Annotated in this window: 16 protein-coding genes; 13 read left to right on the forward strand and 3 right to left on the reverse strand. The window is 45.7% G+C overall.

Features of this window, described 5'->3' with window-relative positions:
* Positions 1–23 precede the first annotated feature (23 nt).
* The 3 genes from CLOSA_RS04890 to CLOSA_RS04900 all read right to left on the reverse strand — a co-directional run bounded on the left by CLOSA_RS04890 (position 24) and on the right by CLOSA_RS04900 (position 4,762).
* On the reverse strand, positions 24–1,301 hold the full coding sequence (locus tag CLOSA_RS04890; RefSeq protein WP_242647784.1) for an ABC transporter substrate-binding protein: 1,278 nt from the start codon (positions 1,299–1,301) through the stop codon (positions 24–26).
* Between the two features lie 106 nt (positions 1,302–1,407).
* On the reverse strand, positions 1,408–2,943 hold the full coding sequence (locus tag CLOSA_RS04895) for a response regulator (RefSeq protein ID WP_013271663.1): 1,536 nt from the start codon (positions 2,941–2,943) through the stop codon (positions 1,408–1,410).
* A gap of 1 nt (position 2,944) precedes the next feature.
* The gene (locus tag CLOSA_RS04900) at positions 2,945–4,762 is read right to left on the reverse strand and encodes a sensor histidine kinase (protein WP_013271664.1); all 1,818 of its coding nucleotides are present in this window, start codon (positions 4,760–4,762) and stop codon (positions 2,945–2,947) included.
* Between the two features lie 210 nt (positions 4,763–4,972).
* Between CLOSA_RS04900 and CLOSA_RS04905 the strand changes: the two genes are divergently transcribed.
* From CLOSA_RS04905 to CLOSA_RS04970, 13 genes are all read left to right on the forward strand, one after another.
* Positions 4,973–5,887 (forward strand): helix-turn-helix transcriptional regulator, encoded by a 915-nt coding sequence (locus CLOSA_RS04905; protein ID WP_013271665.1) that lies wholly within the window; start codon positions 4,973–4,975, stop codon positions 5,885–5,887.
* Between the two features lie 85 nt (positions 5,888–5,972).
* Positions 5,973–7,637 carry an alpha-glucosidase gene (locus tag CLOSA_RS04910; RefSeq protein WP_013271666.1) on the forward strand — a complete coding sequence of 555 codons (1,665 nt, stop codon included), beginning with the start codon at positions 5,973–5,975 and terminating at the stop codon, positions 7,635–7,637.
* A gap of 78 nt (positions 7,638–7,715) precedes the next feature.
* Entirely contained in the window at positions 7,716–8,327 is a 612-nt protein-coding gene (locus tag CLOSA_RS04915; RefSeq protein ID WP_013271667.1) for a sugar O-acetyltransferase, read from the forward strand.
* A gap of 198 nt (positions 8,328–8,525) precedes the next feature.
* The gene (locus tag CLOSA_RS04920; RefSeq protein WP_013271668.1) at positions 8,526–9,080 is read left to right on the forward strand and encodes a helix-turn-helix domain-containing protein; all 555 of its coding nucleotides are present in this window, start codon (positions 8,526–8,528) and stop codon (positions 9,078–9,080) included.
* Between the two features lie 92 nt (positions 9,081–9,172).
* Positions 9,173–10,288 carry an aldo/keto reductase gene (locus tag CLOSA_RS04925; protein ID WP_013271669.1) on the forward strand — a complete coding sequence of 372 codons (1,116 nt, stop codon included), beginning with the start codon at positions 9,173–9,175 and terminating at the stop codon, positions 10,286–10,288.
* A gap of 31 nt (positions 10,289–10,319) precedes the next feature.
* Positions 10,320–11,819 carry a polyphosphate:AMP phosphotransferase gene (pap, locus tag CLOSA_RS04930; protein WP_013271670.1) on the forward strand — a complete coding sequence of 500 codons (1,500 nt, stop codon included), beginning with the start codon at positions 10,320–10,322 and terminating at the stop codon, positions 11,817–11,819.
* 270 nt (positions 11,820–12,089) lie between these two features.
* Positions 12,090–13,358, forward strand: coding sequence for a BaiN/RdsA family NAD(P)/FAD-dependent oxidoreductase (locus tag CLOSA_RS04940; protein ID WP_013271671.1), 1,269 nt, complete (start codon positions 12,090–12,092; stop codon positions 13,356–13,358).
* A complete protein-coding gene (gene cmk / locus CLOSA_RS04945) occupies positions 13,342–14,037 on the forward strand; it encodes a (d)CMP kinase (RefSeq protein WP_013271672.1) in 696 nt (231 codons plus the stop codon). The genes CLOSA_RS04940 and cmk overlap by 17 nt, the downstream gene beginning before the upstream one ends.
* Positions 14,028–14,879: a 4-hydroxy-3-methylbut-2-enyl diphosphate reductase gene (gene ispH, locus CLOSA_RS04950; RefSeq protein WP_013271673.1), complete on the forward strand. Its 852-nt coding sequence runs from the start codon at positions 14,028–14,030 to the stop codon at positions 14,877–14,879. Before cmk ends, ispH begins: the two co-directional genes overlap by 10 nt.
* Positions 14,860–15,960, forward strand: a complete 1,101-nt coding sequence (gene rpsA, locus CLOSA_RS04955; protein ID WP_013271674.1) for a 30S ribosomal protein S1 — start codon at positions 14,860–14,862, stop codon at positions 15,958–15,960. The genes ispH and rpsA overlap by 20 nt, the downstream gene beginning before the upstream one ends.
* A 91-nt stretch (positions 15,961–16,051) precedes the next feature.
* The gene (locus CLOSA_RS04960; RefSeq protein WP_013271675.1) at positions 16,052–18,112 is read left to right on the forward strand and encodes a M13 family metallopeptidase; all 2,061 of its coding nucleotides are present in this window, start codon (positions 16,052–16,054) and stop codon (positions 18,110–18,112) included.
* A 272-nt stretch (positions 18,113–18,384) separates the two neighbouring features.
* Complete coding sequence (locus tag CLOSA_RS04965) at positions 18,385–18,600, forward strand: FeoA family protein (protein WP_013271676.1); 216 nt, start codon at positions 18,385–18,387, stop codon at positions 18,598–18,600.
* A 17-nt stretch (positions 18,601–18,617) separates the two neighbouring features.
* Positions 18,618–18,836: a FeoA family protein gene (locus CLOSA_RS04970; RefSeq protein ID WP_013271677.1), complete on the forward strand. Its 219-nt coding sequence runs from the start codon at positions 18,618–18,620 to the stop codon at positions 18,834–18,836.
* Positions 18,837–18,843: the final 7 nt, after the last annotated feature.

Genomic DNA, 18,843 nt, shown 5'->3' on the forward strand with positions numbered 1-18,843 from the left:
GCCTTATCCTCCTTTTACCAGGTCTAACGGGTATTGAGGATATCATATTGTTCATCGCACTTTTTCAGTGTTGCAGCTATGTTTTCGCTTTCATCCATGCCATTTGCCTTGTTTAAGAAAAACTCGGATAAAATAGCGGACAGATTATAACCGTTGGGATAATAATGGTCTACAAAATCCGTAACCTTTCCATCACCAATATCCTTTGCCAGGCCGGCCACCGAAGCATCCTCCTGTACAACACCTTCCACCGGAGAAAATGCAAACTGCTCGTTTATATAAAGCTGACTGTTTTCCGGTTCCAGCATAAATGCCACAAAACGCTTGGCAGCTTCCGGGTTTTTGCATTGGTTTGTCACCATAAGCATGACATCGATTCCGGATACAACCTTGTTTTTACTCTTATCATTGGTTGCCGGATAAGCAAACATATCAAGATTAATGGATTCATTGGTTTTTTTGATTTCAGGTACGGTCCACACGCCGTTAATCAGCATTGCGGCTTCGCCATTTGCAAAGCTTCGGTTGCCGTCATCATAGGAAGTTCCCATAAAATCTGTCTGGGCATAATTCACCAGCTTGCTGTACTTTTCCAAAACTTCTTCATGGGTGCCTAAAAAGGTTGCCGTACCTTCTCTCTTTGCATCTAAAAAGCCTTCGGGCTGTGTTGCCGGAGCCAGGGAGTTCCAGGATGGAAGGATGGTCCAGTTATCCTTAAAGCTTAACTCAAAGGGCTGGATGCCTGCTGCGGACAGCTTCTCGCATACCTCAATGAGCTCATCCCAGGTCTCCGGTATCTTAACTCCTGCTTTTTGAAACAAATCCACATTATAGATAATTCCGGAAGCATTGGCAGCAAATGGGATGCCGTATGCTTTTTCTTCTTTATCCCCATTGATATCATAGACCATCTGCATATAAGAATCGTTTATGGTCTTTAATACCTCCTGGTCACTTAAATCCAATAAGATCCCTGCTTCCGTAAGTTCCGTATAGATGTTATCGCCGCCATAGGCGATGATATCCGGCAGATCATCCTTGGTCATCCTGGTTTTTAATACAGTTCCCGCATCTGCCGGGGAATTTAAGGTGATCTGAACATCGGTATTCTGTTTGTTGAATTTATCCACGAGCTTTTGCATGGTGGATACATTTTCCATCTTTGAAGAGAAAAATTCCAGTTGAGTCACTCCGGAATCAGAACTCTTGCCTGAAGTTTTTCCTGTTCCGCTGCATCCGGCGGCCACTGTCGCTGCCAGGGAGCAGGCCAAACCAACTGCCAACATTTTTTTTGTTTTCATATTCATCATCTCGTCCTTTCTGTTTCCTTATAATTGGTAGTACCAGTATACGAAACAAACCGTGGCCACCCGTATAAGGTATCTGAGATGTTTTGTAAAACATTTTTTACCTTTTTTCCGCCTGGGCACGATATTGCTCGGGAGTCATGTGGTAAAAGCGTTTAAAGGTATGGATAAAATAGGAAGTGTCGTTGTAGCCTACATAATCGGCAATTTCGCTTATTTTGAATACCGTATTCTTTAAAAGCTCCTTTGCCCGTTCCATGCGGCAGGTAATTAAGTATTTGGAAAAGTTCATCCCTGTTTCAGACTTAAACAGACGGCTTAAGTAACTGGAATTCATAAAATATTTGTGGGCTGCCAGTTCATTTAAGGAGATCTCGTACCGGAAGTTAAGGGATACATAATTCTTGATTTCCTCGATAATGCTTCCTTTTTCCTCCTGGGAGCCGCAGGTGTTTTCCAGGATTTTAAACATATACCGTTCAAGCTCCTGCCTGGTCCGGAACTGGTATAGGTCAGTTTTAAAGGAAAATAAAAGATAACGGTTTACCTCTTCTGATTCGGAAGAGGCCTCCCTGCTGCAATAGGCTCTGCTGATCACGGAAAAAATCTGCATGATTCCGCTGTATAGGGAATAAACATTCCAACTGGCCGTTTCACATTTTTCAAAAAACTGTCGGAGAGCAGCTTCTGCCTGGGGGTAGCTGCCCTTTAACACACTTTCATAAATCGCCAGTTCCTCCTGCTGGGTCACAATCTGTTCCATGGAAAGCTCCGGTTCATATTCAAACACTCTGGTTGTTTGGTCAAGCAATCTTCCATTGATGGCATAAACACAGTCCCGGTAAGCGTCCCCAAGTGATCCCTCTCCTTTATAAATCCTGCTGATCCCGCAGGTGACCTCTGTTTCCCATTGGGGCAGTTTCCGTTTTAACCGGTACAAAAGCCTTTGATCCGGGGGCACTTCCTGCAGATCAAACTTCATGGCAATCACTTCGTCCGGCTGTTGGAAATAAAAGACCTGGACATTGCCGTGATGGGATGGGGATTCCAGAAAATCTGACAGCCTTTTTGCCTCTTCCCGGCTCAGACAATGCTTCCCCTGGAATAAAAGCATTTGGTAGAAGCACTCCTTTAGCTGTCCGCCGCATAAATCACAGAAGGTATCCATCAAGGCCCGGTTTGCCAGGATGCCGGAGATATTTACATATTGGAGGGATTCCTGCAACAGCCTCCGGTCCACCTGCTTTTCAAGCAGCATGTTCTTTTCTTCTCTGGCCTTTGTAATATCTCCAATAGCCTTTTCCAGTTCTTCAGGCTTTACCGGTTTGGTAAGGTAATACCGGACTCCGTACTTCATGGCTTCCCTGGCATAATTAAAATCCGAATAGCCGCTTACGATCATTACATCCGTTGCCGGACAGTGTTCTTCCACATATTTTGCAAGGGAAAGCCCGTCCATCTCCGGCATGCGGATATCGGTGATCACAAGATCTGCGTCCTGGCCGGCAAGATAATCAGCAGCCTGTTTCCCTGTTTCGGCTTCCAGACATACGGTTATATCCATAGTACTATTAGTTAAAAGCTTAACGAGCATTTTTTTTGCATAATATTCATCCTCTGCAACAATGACCTTCATTCTACCCCTCCTTATTCCTCCTGATCCGCATATGAATGCAGGTAAAGCTTCCGTACCGGCTTTCCACCACAATGCCGCAATCTTCCCCATAAAAGTTTTTTAGCCTGGCATTTACATTGGCTAACCCGATGCCAGAACCATCCTCTCCCAAAAGAGTGTTGGTTTTTGTACTGCATAATGCCCGGTTTAATTCAGCCGCCTTTTCTTCCGGCATACCGCATCCGTCATCGTACACAGAAATCATAAGATAATCTTCCGAATCCGGTGACACTGAAATTTTTAAACAGTCCTGGTTCCGTTTTGCCTTAAACGCATGGTGTATGGAATTTTCCACAATGGGCTGGAGGATGAATTTAATCACTCCATGATTTTCGTATTGGGCAGGGATATCATACTCCACCGAAAAACGCCCGGGAAAGCGGATGGACTGGATGCGGATATAGTTCTTTAGCTGAATCACTTCATCCTTGATCGTTACAAAATCAGTCCCTTTGATGTTATAGCGGAACATGTCTGACAGACTTTCGGTGATTGCAGGGATTTCTTCAATTTCCTCCAGCCGGGCAATGGCTGTAACCGTGTTTAAGGCATTATACAAAAAATGGGGATTGATCTGGAACTGAAGCATTTTAAGCTCTGTCTGCTTTTGGTTCAGCTGCATAATATACAGCTTGGTAATGCTGTCGTTGATCCGCTTTCCCATTTCATTGTAGATTTCAATCAAGTTGCCGATTTCATCCTCTCTGGGCTTTAATCCATGGAAAAGCTTTACTTCCCCCTGTCTAGCCTGGCTCATGGTCTCTGCCAGCGCCTTAATGGGCCAGCTGACCTGCTTGGATAATAGAAAGCTTAAGATCCCGGCTGCAGTCAGAATCAGCATCACCCATGCCATGACATTCAGCATGCTTTCCATACTGGTGCTGATCAGCAGGTGCTTAGGGATATACTGCACCAGATACCAGCCGGTGGATTCGTTTTTTAAAACAGCGGCAATGCAGAGGGTGTCATTGAGAAAAAGTTCTCCGGAACCTTGGCCCGATGCTTCGATCTGTTCCAGATCAGGAAAGGCTTTCTGCTTTTCTTTTTCTGAAAGATCGGTTTCCAGATTGATATAAGCGTTTCTGGAGTTATAGATGACCTGGTTTTTATATACGATGGCAAAGGAAGAGGCCAGACCGTCGGCAGCATCAGTGGAATTGAAATCTTTTGCAAGGGAGCCAAAATCCAAGTCTGCCATAAGGTATCCATAGGTTTTATACTGGCCGATATCCGAAAGCTGGTGGTAGACCGTTACCAGGGAATAGCCGGTATTTCCAATTTTCTGGGGATAAGGAATCGTATAGTATTTCTGGCTCTTTGTTTTCCACTGGATACTTTTGATGGTCTTCCAAGCATTTTCAATATAATCCTCTGATATATTGTTAATGCTGCAATAGGTGTCTCCTTCAGATGTCAGGATGGTCGTTCTTTGTACATGGGGATTGATGACCGTGAGCATTTTAAGAACGGTCTGCATATAATAATCTCTTTCATAACGATCATTTGCGGACATATCGCTGACTTTTTCATGGAGTATGACATTGACCTTTGGATCGATCAGATGAAGAAGGTTTAAGGAGCTGTTATTTCCCATGGCAATATCCAAATTCATGTTTTTCTGCTGGTTTGACTGTTTCATGTACTCAATGTTGTAGGTAAGGGCCGAAGAGACTCCCTGTATATAGCAGATGGCAAAAATAACCACGGTAAACAGCAGTAAGAGCAAATAGGTTAGCAGTATTTTAGACTGAAAGGATAATTTGCGGAATCGTCTGAGCATAGTATTCCTCCTGGTATTCTGGCTTAGGTTATATTTTTAAGTGTACTATAAACACAACCGCTTGAACAGTATGCTTTTACTTGAATCCTTTTCCATCCCTGTGATATGATACATTTAGAATACCGTATTTGAAACGAATCAGGCAGCGGAGCGGATTGGGAATATCCGCTTGACTTCAAGGCATAAAAGCGCCGGGAAATGAGGATAATCATGAATCCAGAGATAAAATCCAAATTAAAAGAGGGGCGTCCCCATGGTACCAGTTCCTTTCCCTGCGGGATCTACCGGACACAATCAGCCCAAAAGGGTATGATAGTGAAGCACCACTGGCACGAGGAAATTGAAATGATCCACTTTCTTAAGGGCCACTTCCGCTTACTAGTCAACATGGAATCTTACGAAATCCAGGAAGAATGTATTTATTTTATCAATCCAGGGGAGCTTCATGGAATCATCAGTGAATCCAAAAGTTATCATGAGGAGCATGCCATTGTATTCCAGCCGGGAATTCTCAGTTTTGAAACTTATGACTCGGCTCAGATGTACCTGATTAATCCCCTGAGGAATCAGGAGCTTTCCTTTCCAAGGTGCCTTCAGCCAGATCATCCGTCCTATGCTTCCATTCTGGCTTGCTTTACCAGTGTGACCGATTTCTTTGGAGAAGAGGAACTCCCTGTCATGGAGGGCGGTACTGCAGAAGCCGTTATTTCCCAGCTTCATATCAAAGCCTCCCTTCTTAAAATGCTGGCTATTTTATTCCAGTTCCACCTTTATTCCGATTCTCACCGCAACACCGATGCACGGGTAGAGCTGATCAAAGCCTCCATGATCTTTATTAGAAACCATTACAGAGAAAAGATTTATATCCGTGACCTTGCTTCCCTTGCCAACATGAACGAGCAGTATTTCTGCCGATTTTTTAAAAAAGCCCTTGGCAGGACTCCCACGGAATACATCAATGATTACCGGATCCGGAAGGCAATTTCCCTTCTGGAAACCACAGATCTTCCGGTCATGAACATATGTCTGGACTCCGGTTTTTTTAACCTTGGGAACTTTTTGAAAATATTCCGAAGGTATACCGGGACGACTCCCTTGCAATATCGGAAAGAAAAGTCAAAATAGTGAATTTTTTAATCATAGAAGTGTAAGACAAATCTTTTTCTCCGAGGTAGAATAAGGCTACTACAGAAAAGAGAGGTCACTTACGATGATTAAGAAATGGTGGCATGATAAAACCGCTTATCAGATTTATCCAAAGAGTTTTCTGGATTCCAATGGGGACGGCATTGGGGATCTAAGAGGGATTATCCGTAAATTAGATTATTTAAAAGACTTGGGGGTGGATATCCTATGGCTGTCTCCGATCTATGTTTCCCCGTTTGCGGATCAGGGATATGACATTGCTGATTATTATAACATAGACCCCAGGTTCGGGACCATGGAGGATATGGAGGAGCTTATTAAAAAAGCGAAAGAACGAGAGATGGATATCGTCATGGATCTGGTGGTGAACCACTGCTCCGACGAGCATAAATGGTTTCAATTAGCGTGCGCCGATCCGGAGGGTGAATATGGAAAATACTTTTATATCCGCGAAAAAAAAGACGGGAAATCCCCTACCAACTGGCGTTCTTACTTTGGAAATTCGGTGTGGAGCGATATACCCGGTACCAATAAGCAGTATCTCCACTCGTTCCATAAAAAACAGCCGGACTTAAACTGGGAAAATCCGGCAGTCCGGGAGGAGATCTATAAAAATATCAACTGGTGGCTGGATAAGGGCCTGGGTGGTTTCCGGATCGATGCAATCATCAATATCAAAAAGGCTCTCCCTTTTGAGAGCTACCAGCCAGACCGGGAAGACGGTTTATGCAGTATCCAGGAAATGCTGTCCCATGCCAATGGAGTAGGTGAATTTTTAAGCGAGATGAGAGACCGCTGCTTCAAGCCTCATGATGCTTTTACCGTTGGGGAGGTCTTTGATGAAAAGCCGGAGGAATTAGAAGACTTCATCGGTGAAAACGGATACTTTTCCAGTAAATTTGATTTTAATGAAACCGTATTCGGCAAAAGTGAATTGGGCTGGTACGATGCCAGGGAGATTACTCCGGAGGATTATAAGCACTGCTGCTTTGATGCCCAAAGGCATGTGGGAACCTCAGGCTTTTTATCCAACATCATTGAAAACCATGATGAGCCAAGGGGAGTCAGTCATTACATTCCTGCAGGAGAATGTACCATGGAAGCGAAAAAGATGCTTGGCGGCCTGAATTTTATGCTCCGGGGCATCCCATTTCTCTATCAGGGACAGGAAATCGGAATGGAAAATACTGTTTTTTCCAGTATTGATGAGGTGGATGACATTGCCACTCTTGACCAATATAAGACCGCCCTGGAGGCAGGGTACACGCCGGAAGAAGCGCTTGGCATTGTAAGCCGCTACAGCAGGGATAATGCAAGAACTCCCATGCAGTGGGAGGCAACGGCCAATGCAGGATTTACGGAAGGCACCCCCTGGCTGAAGGTGAATCCGAATTATAAGGATATCAATGTGGCTGACCAGATTTCCCGGGATGATTCGGTATTCATGTTCTATAAAAGGCTGATTCAGTTAAGGAAGGATCCCCGGTGGAAGGAAACCATTGTTTATGGAACCCTGGAACCAGTGCTTGAGGGAGAGAAGAATATAATGGCTTACTACCGGAAAGGGCCTAAAACACTCCTTATCATTGGGAATTTTCAAAAAGATGCACAGGAAGCGATTCTGCCCTGCGTACCAAAATCAGTTTTGATCAATAACGGTCCGGAGGTATGTTTAGACCAGAACAAGATTACTTTAAAAGGCTGGCAGTTCCTTGTATTGGAAATTTAAACCGAGCGATGACCCTAAACCAATGTAAGCGGAAAGCTCATAAATAAAAGCAGGAAGCCAGTTTAGAGAGGAAATAACATGAATCAGAAAGAAAGAATGCTTGCCGGACTGCCCTATAAGGCATGGCTGGATGGATTGTCCGGGGAGCGGCTGGAAAACAAGAAGAAAATCCATGCTTATAATTTGTTAAGTCCGGAAGAAGAAAATAAGATGGATGAACTGATCCGGCAGATCCTGGGAAAAGCAGGGGAAAATACCCATATAGAACCGCCTTTCCATTGTGATTATGGAAAAAATATTGAGGTAGGAAAGAATTTTTACGCCAATTACAACTGTACCATTCTTGATGTTGGCAAGGTGGTGATCGGTGACAATGTCATGTTAGCTCCAAACGTATCCATCTATACCGCAGGCCACCCGGTTCATCCGGAATCCAGAAATTCAGGCTATGAGTATGGAATCCCCATTACCATTGGGAATCATGTTTGGATCGGGGGAAATGCAGTCATTAATCCAGGTGTGAAGATCGGCGACAACGTGGTGATCGGTTCCGGCAGTGTGGTGACAAAGGATATACCGGATCATGTCATTGCTGCGGGAAATCCCTGCAGGGTGATCCGGGAAATCGGGGAAGAAGACAGAAAGTATTATTTTAAGGACAGAGAATTTGATGTGGATGATTACCGGTAGACTGCCGGGAATCCCAACGGAAAGGGTGGCGTTGATGCTCATTAGTTAATGAGCATCAACGCTTTTCTATGGAACGGCAGGTGATAGATTTTCTCCTTTCTGGGGTATGATATCATGTACAAGACAATCAGTATATTGTTTGTGCGATAGCCTATGTGGCTTATACCGTATAATGTCAATGGCAGGGAGGGGACTTTATTGGATGTTATTAATTCCATCGTTGCAGAAAATATAAAGAGACTGAGAACGCAGAGAAAGATGAGCCTGGATGCTGCAGCAAAGGCATCGGGAGTCAGCAAAAGCATGCTGGGGCAGATCGAACGGGGAGAGGTGAACCCCACCATTGCCATGGTTTGGAAAATCGCATACGGATTTAAGGTCCCCTTTACGGAGCTGGTAAGCTGTCCGGAGCCAGCGTACGAGGTGGTAGATACGGCGAAAATGCAGCCCCTTCTTGAGGATAACGGACGCTGCCGTAATTACCCTGTTTTTTCCTTTGACAGTACCAGACGCTTTGAAATGATGTACCTCGAGCTTGATCCTGGCAGCCGCTTAAAGGCTGATCCTCACCTGGAAAATACCCAGGAGTTTATCATGGTTTTTTCAGGGGAGCTTAGGCTCCAGGCAGGCGAAGCCCGGTTTACGGCGGTCCGTGGAGGCGGGGTCCGTTTTCAGGCAGACTGTCCTCATGAGTATCACAACAGCAGCGAGGAAATCTGCCGCTTAAGCGTGGTGATTTATTACCCAAATTAAGAAAAAAGACTTTGGCTGGAACGTGAATTATGGTACAATAAAGAGAAGGATGGCCTGCAGGAAGGCTGTAAGAATTGTATTGGAGGATAATTATGCAGTATCGTGATTTTGGAAAAACAGGAATCAAGGTATCGGCTCTTGGTTTTGGAGCCATGAGGCTTCCGCTCCATCAGGATGAACAGGTGGATGAAAAACGGGCGGTATCCATGATCCGCCATGCCATTGATGAAGGCGTGAACTACATCGATACGGCATATCCTTACCATCAGGGAGAAAGCGAAAGGATCGTAGGAGAAGCCTTAAAGGATGGTTACCGGGAAAAAACGTACCTGGCAACCAAATGTCCGGTATGGAAGCTTGAGAAGCCGGAAGACTTTGATGAGATTTTAGAAGGTCAGCTGAAAAAGCTTCAGACAGACCATGTTGATTTTTACCTCCTTCACGCCTTAAGCAGGGACCGTTTTGAAGACAAGGTTAAAAAATTTGATCTTGTAAAACGTATGGAAAAAGCACGGGATGAAGGAAAAATAAAATACCTTGGTTTTTCCTTCCATGATTCATATGATGTATTTCAGGATATCCTAACTTATTATGATGGATGGGATTTTTGCCAGATTCAATATAATTACGTGGACTTAGAGCATCAGGCAGGAGTGAAGGGATTAAAAGCTGCTGCGGATAATGGGCTTGCAGTTGTGATCATGGAACCACTGTTAGGCGGTAAGCTGGCAGATCCTGCGGACCATGTGAAAAAGGTATTTCCTGAGGGAAAAACCATCGTGGAATATGCCCTTGATTTTTTGTGGGACCAGCGTCCGGTGAGTCTTCTCTTAAGCGGAATGAGCGATGAGAAGCAGCTTGAGGAAAACCTTAAGTTTGCTGACCGCAGCAGTGTGGGAATGGTAAGGCCGGAAGAAAAGCAGGTTTATAAAAAGGCCAAGGAACTGTTTGATTCCATGGCCCTGGTGGGCTGCACCGGATGCCGCTACTGCCTTCCCTGCCCCTTTGGTCTGGAGATTCCGGAGATCTTTTCTTATTACAACATGACGGCTGCCCATAAGGAAAGTGAGGCAAAGGCCGGATACGGGGCTTTGTCAGTAAATGCAAAAGGCTGCAGGGCATGCCGCCGCTGCGAAAAAGCATGTCCCCAGATGATAAAGATCAGTCAGGTCATGCCGGAGGTTGCAAAGGTGTTTTCGAAACTATAAGCTTAACTGTTTAGGCGAAGGAGGACGGTTCATGCTGGAAAAACTTGATTTATCAAAAAGGATAGACAAAGAAACCTATAAAAGCACAAGGAAGGAGCAGAGCGAAAGGCTGGGCCTTTTGCAGAGGAATTGCAAGGAAGCTAAAATTCCTGTCATGATTGTGTTCGAGGGTATGGGAGCGTCGGGAAAAGGCACCCAGATCAACCGCCTGATTCAGGCATTGGACCCTAGAGGCTTTGATGTATATGCCAATGATAAATCAACGGAAGAGGAGCAGATGCGCCCGTTTTTATGGCGTTTTTGGACCAAGCTTCCGGCCCAGGGAAGAATCGCCCTCTTTGACAGAAGCTGGTACAGGCAGGTGACCATTGAGCGGTTTGAGGGTAAGATCCCGGAAACGGCTCTGCCGGAGGCCTTCCATGATATTCAAAGCTTTGAACGGCAGCTTACAGATGACGGCATGGTCATTATAAAGCTGTTTCTCTATATTTCAAGGGAAGACCAAAAGAAACGTTTTAACAAGCTTGAAAGCTCCGGGGAGACAGAATGGCGGGTGACAAAGGAAGACTGGCGCAGGAATAAGGAGTATGGCCGATATCTGGCAGTCTGTGAGGAAATGCTTGAAAAGACTGACATGGACTATGCCCCATGGACCATCATTGAGGCTTCTGACAGGGATTTTGCTTCCGCAAAGATCATAACCCAGGTGGCGGACTGCTTAGAGGATGCTTTAAAGCATCGGCTGCTAAGGGGGGAGAGAAAGGAAAAGGAAGTGCCGGTCCGTTCCGGGAAATACCAAAACGGAGTTCTGTCCGGTGTGGATCTGACAAAGTCCATATCAAAGGAAGCTTATAAGAAAGAGATGGAGAGGCTTAAGGAAAAGCTGGAATCTCTCCATAGCCAGATATACCGGCTAAGGATTCCCGTAGTCTTAGGCTTTGAGGGATGGGATGCAGCCGGAAAGGGCGGAGCCATTAAACGCCTTACCAGCCATTTAGACCCAAGAGGATATAAGGTTTACCCCACATCGGCTCCCAATGATCTGGAGCGAGTCCATCATTACCTGTGGCGTTTCTGGAACCATGTTCCAAAGGCAGGTCATATCGCCATCTTTGACCGGACCTGGTATGGCCGGGTCCTGGTGGAGCGGATTGAGGGCTTTTGTACGGAAGCCCAGTGGAAGCAGGCTTATCAGGAAATCAATGAAATGGAAAACCATATGGCTAATGCCGGAGCCGTTGTGATTAAATTCTGGCTCCATATTGATAAGGCTGAACAGGAAAAACGCTTTAAGGAACGTCAGGTGGATCCAGCCAAGCAGTGGAAAATCACAGAAGAGGACTGGAGAAACCGGGAAAAATGGGAACAGTATGAATCTGCGGTCAATGAGATGCTGGTGCGAACCTCCACATCCTATGCTCCCTGGGTGGTCGTAGAAGGGAACTGCAAGTATTATGCCAGGATTAAGGTTTTAAAAACTGTTGTGGAAGCTCTGGAAGCAAAGATAAAAGAAAAAAAGATTGATCCTTGACCGCTTGTTTTTTTCCTCTTTTTCGTGTAAAGTAGAAAACGCCGGCAGGGCATACTGATAGGACCCTTACAGGGATCCCTTGATGCCCTGGGAAACGGGCAGAAAAGAGGAAACCCCTTACAGGGATCCCTTGATGCCCTGGGAAACGGGCAGAAAAGAGGAAACCCCTTACAGGGATCCCTTGATGCCCTGGGAAACGGGCAGAAAAGAGGAAACCCCTTACAGGGATCCCTTGATGCCCTGGAATACGGGCAGAAAAGAGGAAACGGGATGAATACGGTTTTGATCGTGGGCGGTGGCGCTGCAGGGATGCTGGCTGGGATAGCAGCAGCCATGAAGGGCAGTACCGTCCACATTTTTGAAAAGAATGAAAAACTTGGCAAAAAAGTCTATATCACCGGCAAGGGGCGCTGCAATGTTACCAATGCCTGTGATACTGAAGAGCTGTTCGGTCATGTAGTAACCAATGCAAAGTTCCTTTACAGCAGCTTTTACGGCTTTACCAATTTTGATATGATGCACCTTTTGGAAGAGTTGGGCTGCCCTTTAAAAATAGAGAGAGGGAACCGGGTATTTCCGGCTTCCGACAAATCTTCGGATGTAATAAAGGCTCTTACAAAAAGACTTCTGGAGCTTGGCGTCTCCATTCATTACCGAACCCAGGTGGAAAGACTTCTGGTGGAGGATGGGATTCTCCGGGGACTGGTTTTAAAAGATGGCGGGAAAAAGACAAAGGTGTATGGAGATTCTGTGATCGTAGCCTGCGGCGGCTTGTCCTATCAGGCCACCGGTTCCACTGGAGACGGCTATGAGATGGCAAAGGAAGCCGGCCATAGTGTCACCTCCTTATCTCCGGCCCTGGTTCCATTTTTAGTGGAAGAACCGGTGGTAAAGGAGCTGCAGGGCCTGTCTCTTCGCAATGTGGAGGCCGTGGTATTAAAAGGGAAAAAGGTGATTTATAAGGAGTTTGGGGAAATGCTGTTCACCCATTACGGAGTCAGCGGGCCGGTCCTTTTAAGCGCCAGCAGCTATGCGGTTAAAGAGTTAAAGAAAGGGCCTTTGACCCTTTCCATTGATTTAAAGCCGGCTCTTTCCGAGGAGCAGCTTGACTCCAGGATTCTGCGGGATTTTGAAGAGGCTGTCAACAAGCAGTTTAAAAATTCCCTGGATCATTTATATCCTTCCAAGCTGGTTCCTGTTATGGTGGATGCAAGCGGAATATCACCGGAGAAAAGGGTCAATGAGATCACCAGGGAGGAGCGTCAGAGGCTGGTCCGGGTGACCAAGGACTTTCGTTTGACCCTTACGGGACTTCGGGGGTATCATGAGGCCATTATTACCCAGGGAGGCATTTCCGTCAAAGAGGTGAATCCTTCCACCCTGGAATCAAAGCTTCTTCCCAGCTTGTATTTTGCTGGGGAAGTGCTGGATCTTGACGGGGTGACAGGAGGGTTTAATCTGCAGATCGCCTGGTCTACCGGTTGGGCGGCCGGAAGCGCTGCCGGAGAGGAGAATTCAAAGGATGAAAAAAGTTTATAATATAGCTGTGGATGGACCGGCAGGAGCGGGAAAAAGCACCATTGCCAGATCGGTTGCAGAAAAGCTTAACTTTGTTTATGTGGACACAGGAGCAATGTACCGGGCCATGGCCCTGCATTTTTTAAGAAACGGGATACCGGCAGCCGACGAAGCAGCCATTTCGAAGTCGGCGGAAGAGGTGGACGTGACCATATCCTACGAAAATGGGATGCAGCAGGTGATTCTAAACGGAGAAAACGTTTCAGGACTTATCAGGAGGCCGGAGGTCAGCTCCATGGCTTCTGCTGTTTCCATCTATATGCCGGTCCGAAGAAAGCTGGTGGAGCTTCAAAAGAATCTGGCCTCAAAGGAAAATGTCATCATGGATGGCCGGGACATTGGTACCTGTGTCCTTCCCCATGCGGATCTTAAAATATATTTAACAGCCAGCAGCCAGGTCCGGGCCAAAAGACGTTATGAGGAGCTTACGGCAAAAGGAGAGGAGTGCAGTCTCAAGAACATTGAGTCGGATATCATTGAACGGGATTACCGGGATATGAACCGGGAGCATTCTCCCTTAAAGCAGGCAGAGGATGCCGTTCTTGTAGATACCTCCGCCATGACCATTCCTCAAGTTGTGGACCGGATCCTTCAACTGTTTTATGAAAGGAATATGGAAGGAGGCAGCCCATGGAAGTAATTGTTGCCAAAACCGCCGGATTCTGTTTTGGAGTAAAGCGGGCGGTGGATCAGGTATATGAACAACTGAAACGGGATGATAAGCCAATCTGTACTTACGGACCCATCATCCACAACGAGGAAGTGGTCCGTGATCTGGAGGAAAAAGGAGTCAGGGTGATCCGTTCGGAGGAAGAGCTTGAGATGATCCGGGACGCAGTGGTGGTCATAAGATCCCATGGAGTGGGGAGGCGTATTTATGAGATCATGGAAAAAAATGGAATCGAAATTGTAGACGCTACCTGCCCTTATGTAAAGAAAATCCACAGGATCGCTGAGGAGCAGAATCGGGCGGGAAGAAGGCTCATTATCATCGGAAATGAATCCCACCCGGAGGTGGAAGGTATTAAAGGCTGGGGAAATGACAATACTTTAGTGGTGGAAACACCCGAGCAAGTGGAAAGATTACCTCTGTCGGAAGGGGAAAAGCTGTGTATTGTATCACAGACGACATTTAATTACAATAAATTTCAAGATTTAGTTGAAAAAATTTCGGAAACGAGGTATGATATACTTGTTTTAAATACGATTTGCAATGCAACACAGGAAAGACAGGTGGAAGCAAAGCGGATAGCTTCAGAAGTGGATGCCATGATTGTCATTGGCGGAAAAAGTAGTTCCAATACCCAGAAGCTGTACGATATATGCCGAAGGGAGTGTAAGAATACTTACTATATCCAGACACTAGGTGATTTAGATCCTGATTGTGGAAATTCTGTGCGCAGCGTAGGTATTACAGCCGGGGCTTCAACCCCGAATTATATTATCGAGGAGGTTCATACTAATGTCAGAGTTAAGTTTTGAACAAATGTTAGAAGAATCATTGAAAACTATACGTACAGGAGAGATCGTCACTGGTAAAGTCATCGACGTAAAGGAAGATGAAATCGTCTTGAATATAGGTTACAAGTCCGACGGCATCATTCCGCGTAGTGAATACACGGATAACCAGAATTTAGATCTTACAACCGCTGTACAGGTTGGAGAGGAAATGGAAGCCAAAGTCATAAAGGTAAACGATGGCGAAGGCCAGGTTGCCCTGTCTTACAAGAGACTGGCAGCAGACAGAGGCAATAAGAGATTGGAAGAAGCATTTGAAAACCACGAGGTACTTACTGCAAAAGTTGCGCAGGTACTTGACGGTGGTTTAAGTGTGGTTGTAGAGGGTGCAAGAGTTTTCATTCCTGCAAGTCTGGTTTCTGATACTTATGAGAAGGATTTATCCAAGTATGCAGACAAGGAAATTGAATTCATCATTACCGAGTTTAATCCAAAGAGAAGAAGAATCATCGGCGACAGAAAGCAGATCATGGTTGCTAAGAGAGCCGAGCTTCAGAAAGAATTATTTGATAGAATCCATACAGGTGATGTAGTAGAAGGTACCATCAAGAATGTAACTGATTTCGGTGCATTCATTGACCTTGGCGGTGCTGACGGCCTGCTTCATATATCTGAAATGAGCTGGGGCAGAGTAGAGAGCCCGAAGAAAGCATTCAAGGCCGGAGAGAAAATTAAGGTTCTGGTTAAGGATATCAACGGAGATAAAATTGCTCTTAGCTTAAAGTTCCCGGAAACCAATCCGTGGAAGGATGCATCTTCAAAATATGCAGTAGGAAACGTAGTAAGCGGAAAGGTTGCACGTATGACTGATTTCGGCGCATTCGTTGAGCTGGAGCCAGGGGTTGATGCACTGCTTCACGTATCCCAGATTTCTAAGGAGCATGTTGATAAGCCGGCAGATGTTCTGGCAATCGGCCAGGAGATCGAGGCAAGAGTCGTTGATTTCAACGAAGGCGACAAGAAGATCAGCTTAAGCATCAAGGCTCTTCAGTCACAGGAAGAGACATTTACAGAGGATGCACCGGTATATTCTGACGAAGTTTAAGCATAATAGATCATAGATCCAACAGTTAAGGAAGTGGAGAGATCCGCTTCCTTTTTATGTTGTAAAAATGCCAATGGAAGAGAGGGATAATATGAAACACAGGATCAATTTCTGTCTGGCAGCCATTGTGATGCTGTCTTTTCTCATATCCGGGTGCGGGAAGACAAAGGAGGCACAGCCGGAACAGACGGCGGCCCAGCCTGCCAATGTAACGGGAGAAGCAAAAAGCGCCCCGGAGGAAACATCAGACGAGGGAAGGCTGGAGGATGATTACTATGGTTATGTAAACCGGAATCTGCTGGACCATACGGAGATACCAAAGGATTCCAACAGCTGGAGCTATTTTTATCAGTTGAAAAAGGAGTCCTATGAAGTTCTCAATGAGGTGCTGAATGAGGCGGTAAAAAACCGTCAGGAGGCGGAGCCTGATTCCCTGGAACAGAAGATAGCGGACTTATATTTAACAGCTATGGACATGGAAGCCCGGAAAAAAGCCGGTTTTGGACAGCTTAAGCCTTATATGGATCAAATAAAAAATGCTTCCAGCATCAATGATTATTTAAAAGGCATAGGAACCACCTATAGGGATCTGGGAGTGAGCAGCATCATTACGGTACAATGGATGGAAGATTTAAGAGATTCCAGCCGGTATTCCCTGTATGTGGATGGAGCAGATCTGGGTCCGGGAAAGGAGACCCTGGAGGATAAGACCCAGGAAAAACTGATTGATCATTACAAAGGCTATATTGCCAGGACCCTGTTGTATACCGGCATGAGTAAGGAAGAGGCAGAAAAAGCTGCCGCTGATATCCTTGCCTTTCAGAAGGATCTGGCAGAAAGCGCCCTTTCCTTAAGCCAGCAGAATGATCCTGATGTGATCTATAATCCTTACTCCTCAGAAGAAATTAAGAGTATGCTTCCGGAAGGTGCCGTAGATTCCTATCTTGCGTCAGCGGGGCTGACAGGAACGGATACCTTTGTGGTAACCCAAAAGGAGCAGATGATAAAAATCGGCCGATATCTGACGGAGGAACATCTCCCTGTTTTAAAGAACTATTCCATCTTCAGCCTGGTAAATGATTTTGCTCCTTATCTTACCCCTGAGATCAGAGATAATTATCTGGACTGGAATAATGCACAGAGCGGCATTAAGGAAAGAAAAACCGATGAGAAGCTGGCCAGTGAAATGACTCAGGACATACTTGGTTTTGAATTTGGCAGGCTTTATGTAGAAAAGTGTTTTCTACAGGAGGATAAGGCCGCCATCCAGGAGATGGCCCGACGGATCCTTGAGGCCTATAAAAAGCAGATCATGGCCCTTAACTGGATGGGGGATGAAACAAAGGCGGAAGCTGTTAAGAAGCTGGACAACATGACCCTTAAGATCGGATATCCTGATAAATGGCCTGATGTTTATGGGAAGGCCTCTGTCACGCCGGCTGAAAAAGGAGGAAATTTAATCGACAATGTTCTTTCTCTGACGAAAGCTCTGAATGCCGTAAACAGAGAAAAAGTCCGTAAACCGGTGGATAAAGGTGAATGGGCCATGACGCCCCAGACGGTCAATGCTTATTATAATCCCACAGGAAACGAAATTGTATTTCCGGCCGCCATTTTACAGGCACCTTTTTATGATGCTGACGGAGACTATGCCTCCAATCTGGGTGGGATCGGTACGGTCATTGCCCACGAAATCAGCCATGCGTTTGATTCCTCAGGATCCCTTTATGATGAAAAGGGCAATTACCATATATGGTGGACCAGCGGGGACAGAGCCAAATTTAACGAGCTGGCAGGCCGGGTAGTGGCTTACTATGACGGACAGGAGGGCTATGAAGGCCGTCATGTAAACGGAACACAGACGTTGAATGAAAACATCGCAGATCTGGGCTCCATGGCCAGCATTACTTCTATTGTAGGAGACGATGTGGAAAGCCTTAAGAAGGTCTTTCAACAGTATGCCACCATATGGGCGGCTAAATATACGCCGGAAACTATGATCAAAAGGCTGAACACGGATGTTCATTCTCCGTCCAAGGTAAGGGTCAATGCAGTTCTAGGCGCCACAGATGCTTTTTATAAGGCGTATCCGGAAATTAAGGAAGGAGATGCTATGTATGTGGCTCCTCAGAAGCGTGTAAAGATTTGGTAGAATCCAAAGAACGTCTTGAAACGGCTTAAGCGGCTGAATCAAGGCGTTTTTCTTGTGCACCATTTTACGAACGCTCTTTTAAAATGATTAGAAAAGATTTCATAAAAATCTTGACAACCGCTATTGGTTAGTGTATACTAACTATTGTGTAATGGGAATGATTCTCATTAATAAAAAGTGCGAACCAGTTTACAGGTGTATCGATACGCCCGGTAACGGGACGGGGTCCTGCCTGACAGGCATGGGTAATTTAAAAAGAAAGAAGATGATGGATGATGCCTCTGACAATGGTGAAAACAGGTGAAGCCAATGTGATCCGCAAGGTGGGCGGCAAGGAAGAAACAAGACGTTTTTTAGAGAATCTGGGCTTTGTATCCGGAGGAGTTGTAACGGTTGTTTCCGAAATAGGCGGAAATATGATCGTAAATGTTAAGGATTCCAGAGTGGCGATTGGAAAGGATATGGCCAATAAGATCCTGGTGGAATAGAGAGGGAGAAAAAGACAATGACATTAAAGGAAATTCCATGCGGAAAAACAGTGAAGGTAACAAAGCTCACCGGGGAAGGCCCGGTTAAGAGGCGGATCATGGACATGGGGATCACAAAAGGCGTAGATATTTTTGTGAGAAAAGTCGCTCCCTTTGGAGACCCGGTGGAAGTGACCGTAAGAGGATATGAATTGTCTCTGCGGAAAGCGGATGCGGAAATGATTCTTGTGGAGTGATTTTTTT

It is taken from the genome of [Clostridium] saccharolyticum WM1, from assembly GCF_000144625.1.
Taxonomy (GTDB): Bacteria; Bacillota; Clostridia; order Lachnospirales; family Lachnospiraceae; genus Lacrimispora; species Lacrimispora saccharolytica.

What these genes read in the sequence shown, in the direction of transcription:
- CLOSA_RS04905 (WP_013271665.1), top strand. Translation starts at nt 4,973, where the DNA reads ATGAATCCAGAGATAAAATCCAAATTAAAAGAGGGGCGTCCCCATGGT.
- CLOSA_RS04965 (WP_013271676.1), top strand. Translation starts at nt 18,385, where the DNA reads ATGATGCCTCTGACAATGGTGAAAACAGGTGAAGCCAATGTGATCCGC.
- cmk (WP_013271672.1), top strand. Translation starts at nt 13,342, where the DNA reads ATGAAAAAAGTTTATAATATAGCTGTGGATGGACCGGCAGGAGCGGGA.
- ispH (WP_013271673.1), top strand. Translation starts at nt 14,028, where the DNA reads ATGGAAGTAATTGTTGCCAAAACCGCCGGATTCTGTTTTGGAGTAAAG.
- CLOSA_RS04940 (WP_013271671.1), top strand. Translation starts at nt 12,090, where the DNA reads ATGAATACGGTTTTGATCGTGGGCGGTGGCGCTGCAGGGATGCTGGCT.
- CLOSA_RS04970 (WP_013271677.1), top strand. Translation starts at nt 18,618, where the DNA reads ATGACATTAAAGGAAATTCCATGCGGAAAAACAGTGAAGGTAACAAAG.
- CLOSA_RS04960 (WP_013271675.1), top strand. Translation starts at nt 16,052, where the DNA reads ATGAAACACAGGATCAATTTCTGTCTGGCAGCCATTGTGATGCTGTCT.
- CLOSA_RS04895 (WP_013271663.1), bottom strand. Translation starts at nt 2,943, where the DNA reads ATGAAGGTCATTGTTGCAGAGGATGAATATTATGCAAAAAAAATGCTC.
- pap (WP_013271670.1), top strand. Translation starts at nt 10,320, where the DNA reads ATGCTGGAAAAACTTGATTTATCAAAAAGGATAGACAAAGAAACCTAT.
- rpsA (WP_013271674.1), top strand. Translation starts at nt 14,860, where the DNA reads ATGTCAGAGTTAAGTTTTGAACAAATGTTAGAAGAATCATTGAAAACT.
- CLOSA_RS04900 (WP_013271664.1), bottom strand. Translation starts at nt 4,762, where the DNA reads ATGCTCAGACGATTCCGCAAATTATCCTTTCAGTCTAAAATACTGCTA.
- CLOSA_RS04890 (WP_242647784.1), bottom strand. Translation starts at nt 1,301, where the DNA reads ATGAAAACAAAAAAAATGTTGGCAGTTGGTTTGGCCTGCTCCCTGGCA.
- CLOSA_RS04910 (WP_013271666.1), top strand. Translation starts at nt 5,973, where the DNA reads ATGATTAAGAAATGGTGGCATGATAAAACCGCTTATCAGATTTATCCA.
- CLOSA_RS04915 (WP_013271667.1), top strand. Translation starts at nt 7,716, where the DNA reads ATGAATCAGAAAGAAAGAATGCTTGCCGGACTGCCCTATAAGGCATGG.
- CLOSA_RS04925 (WP_013271669.1), top strand. Translation starts at nt 9,173, where the DNA reads ATGCAGTATCGTGATTTTGGAAAAACAGGAATCAAGGTATCGGCTCTT.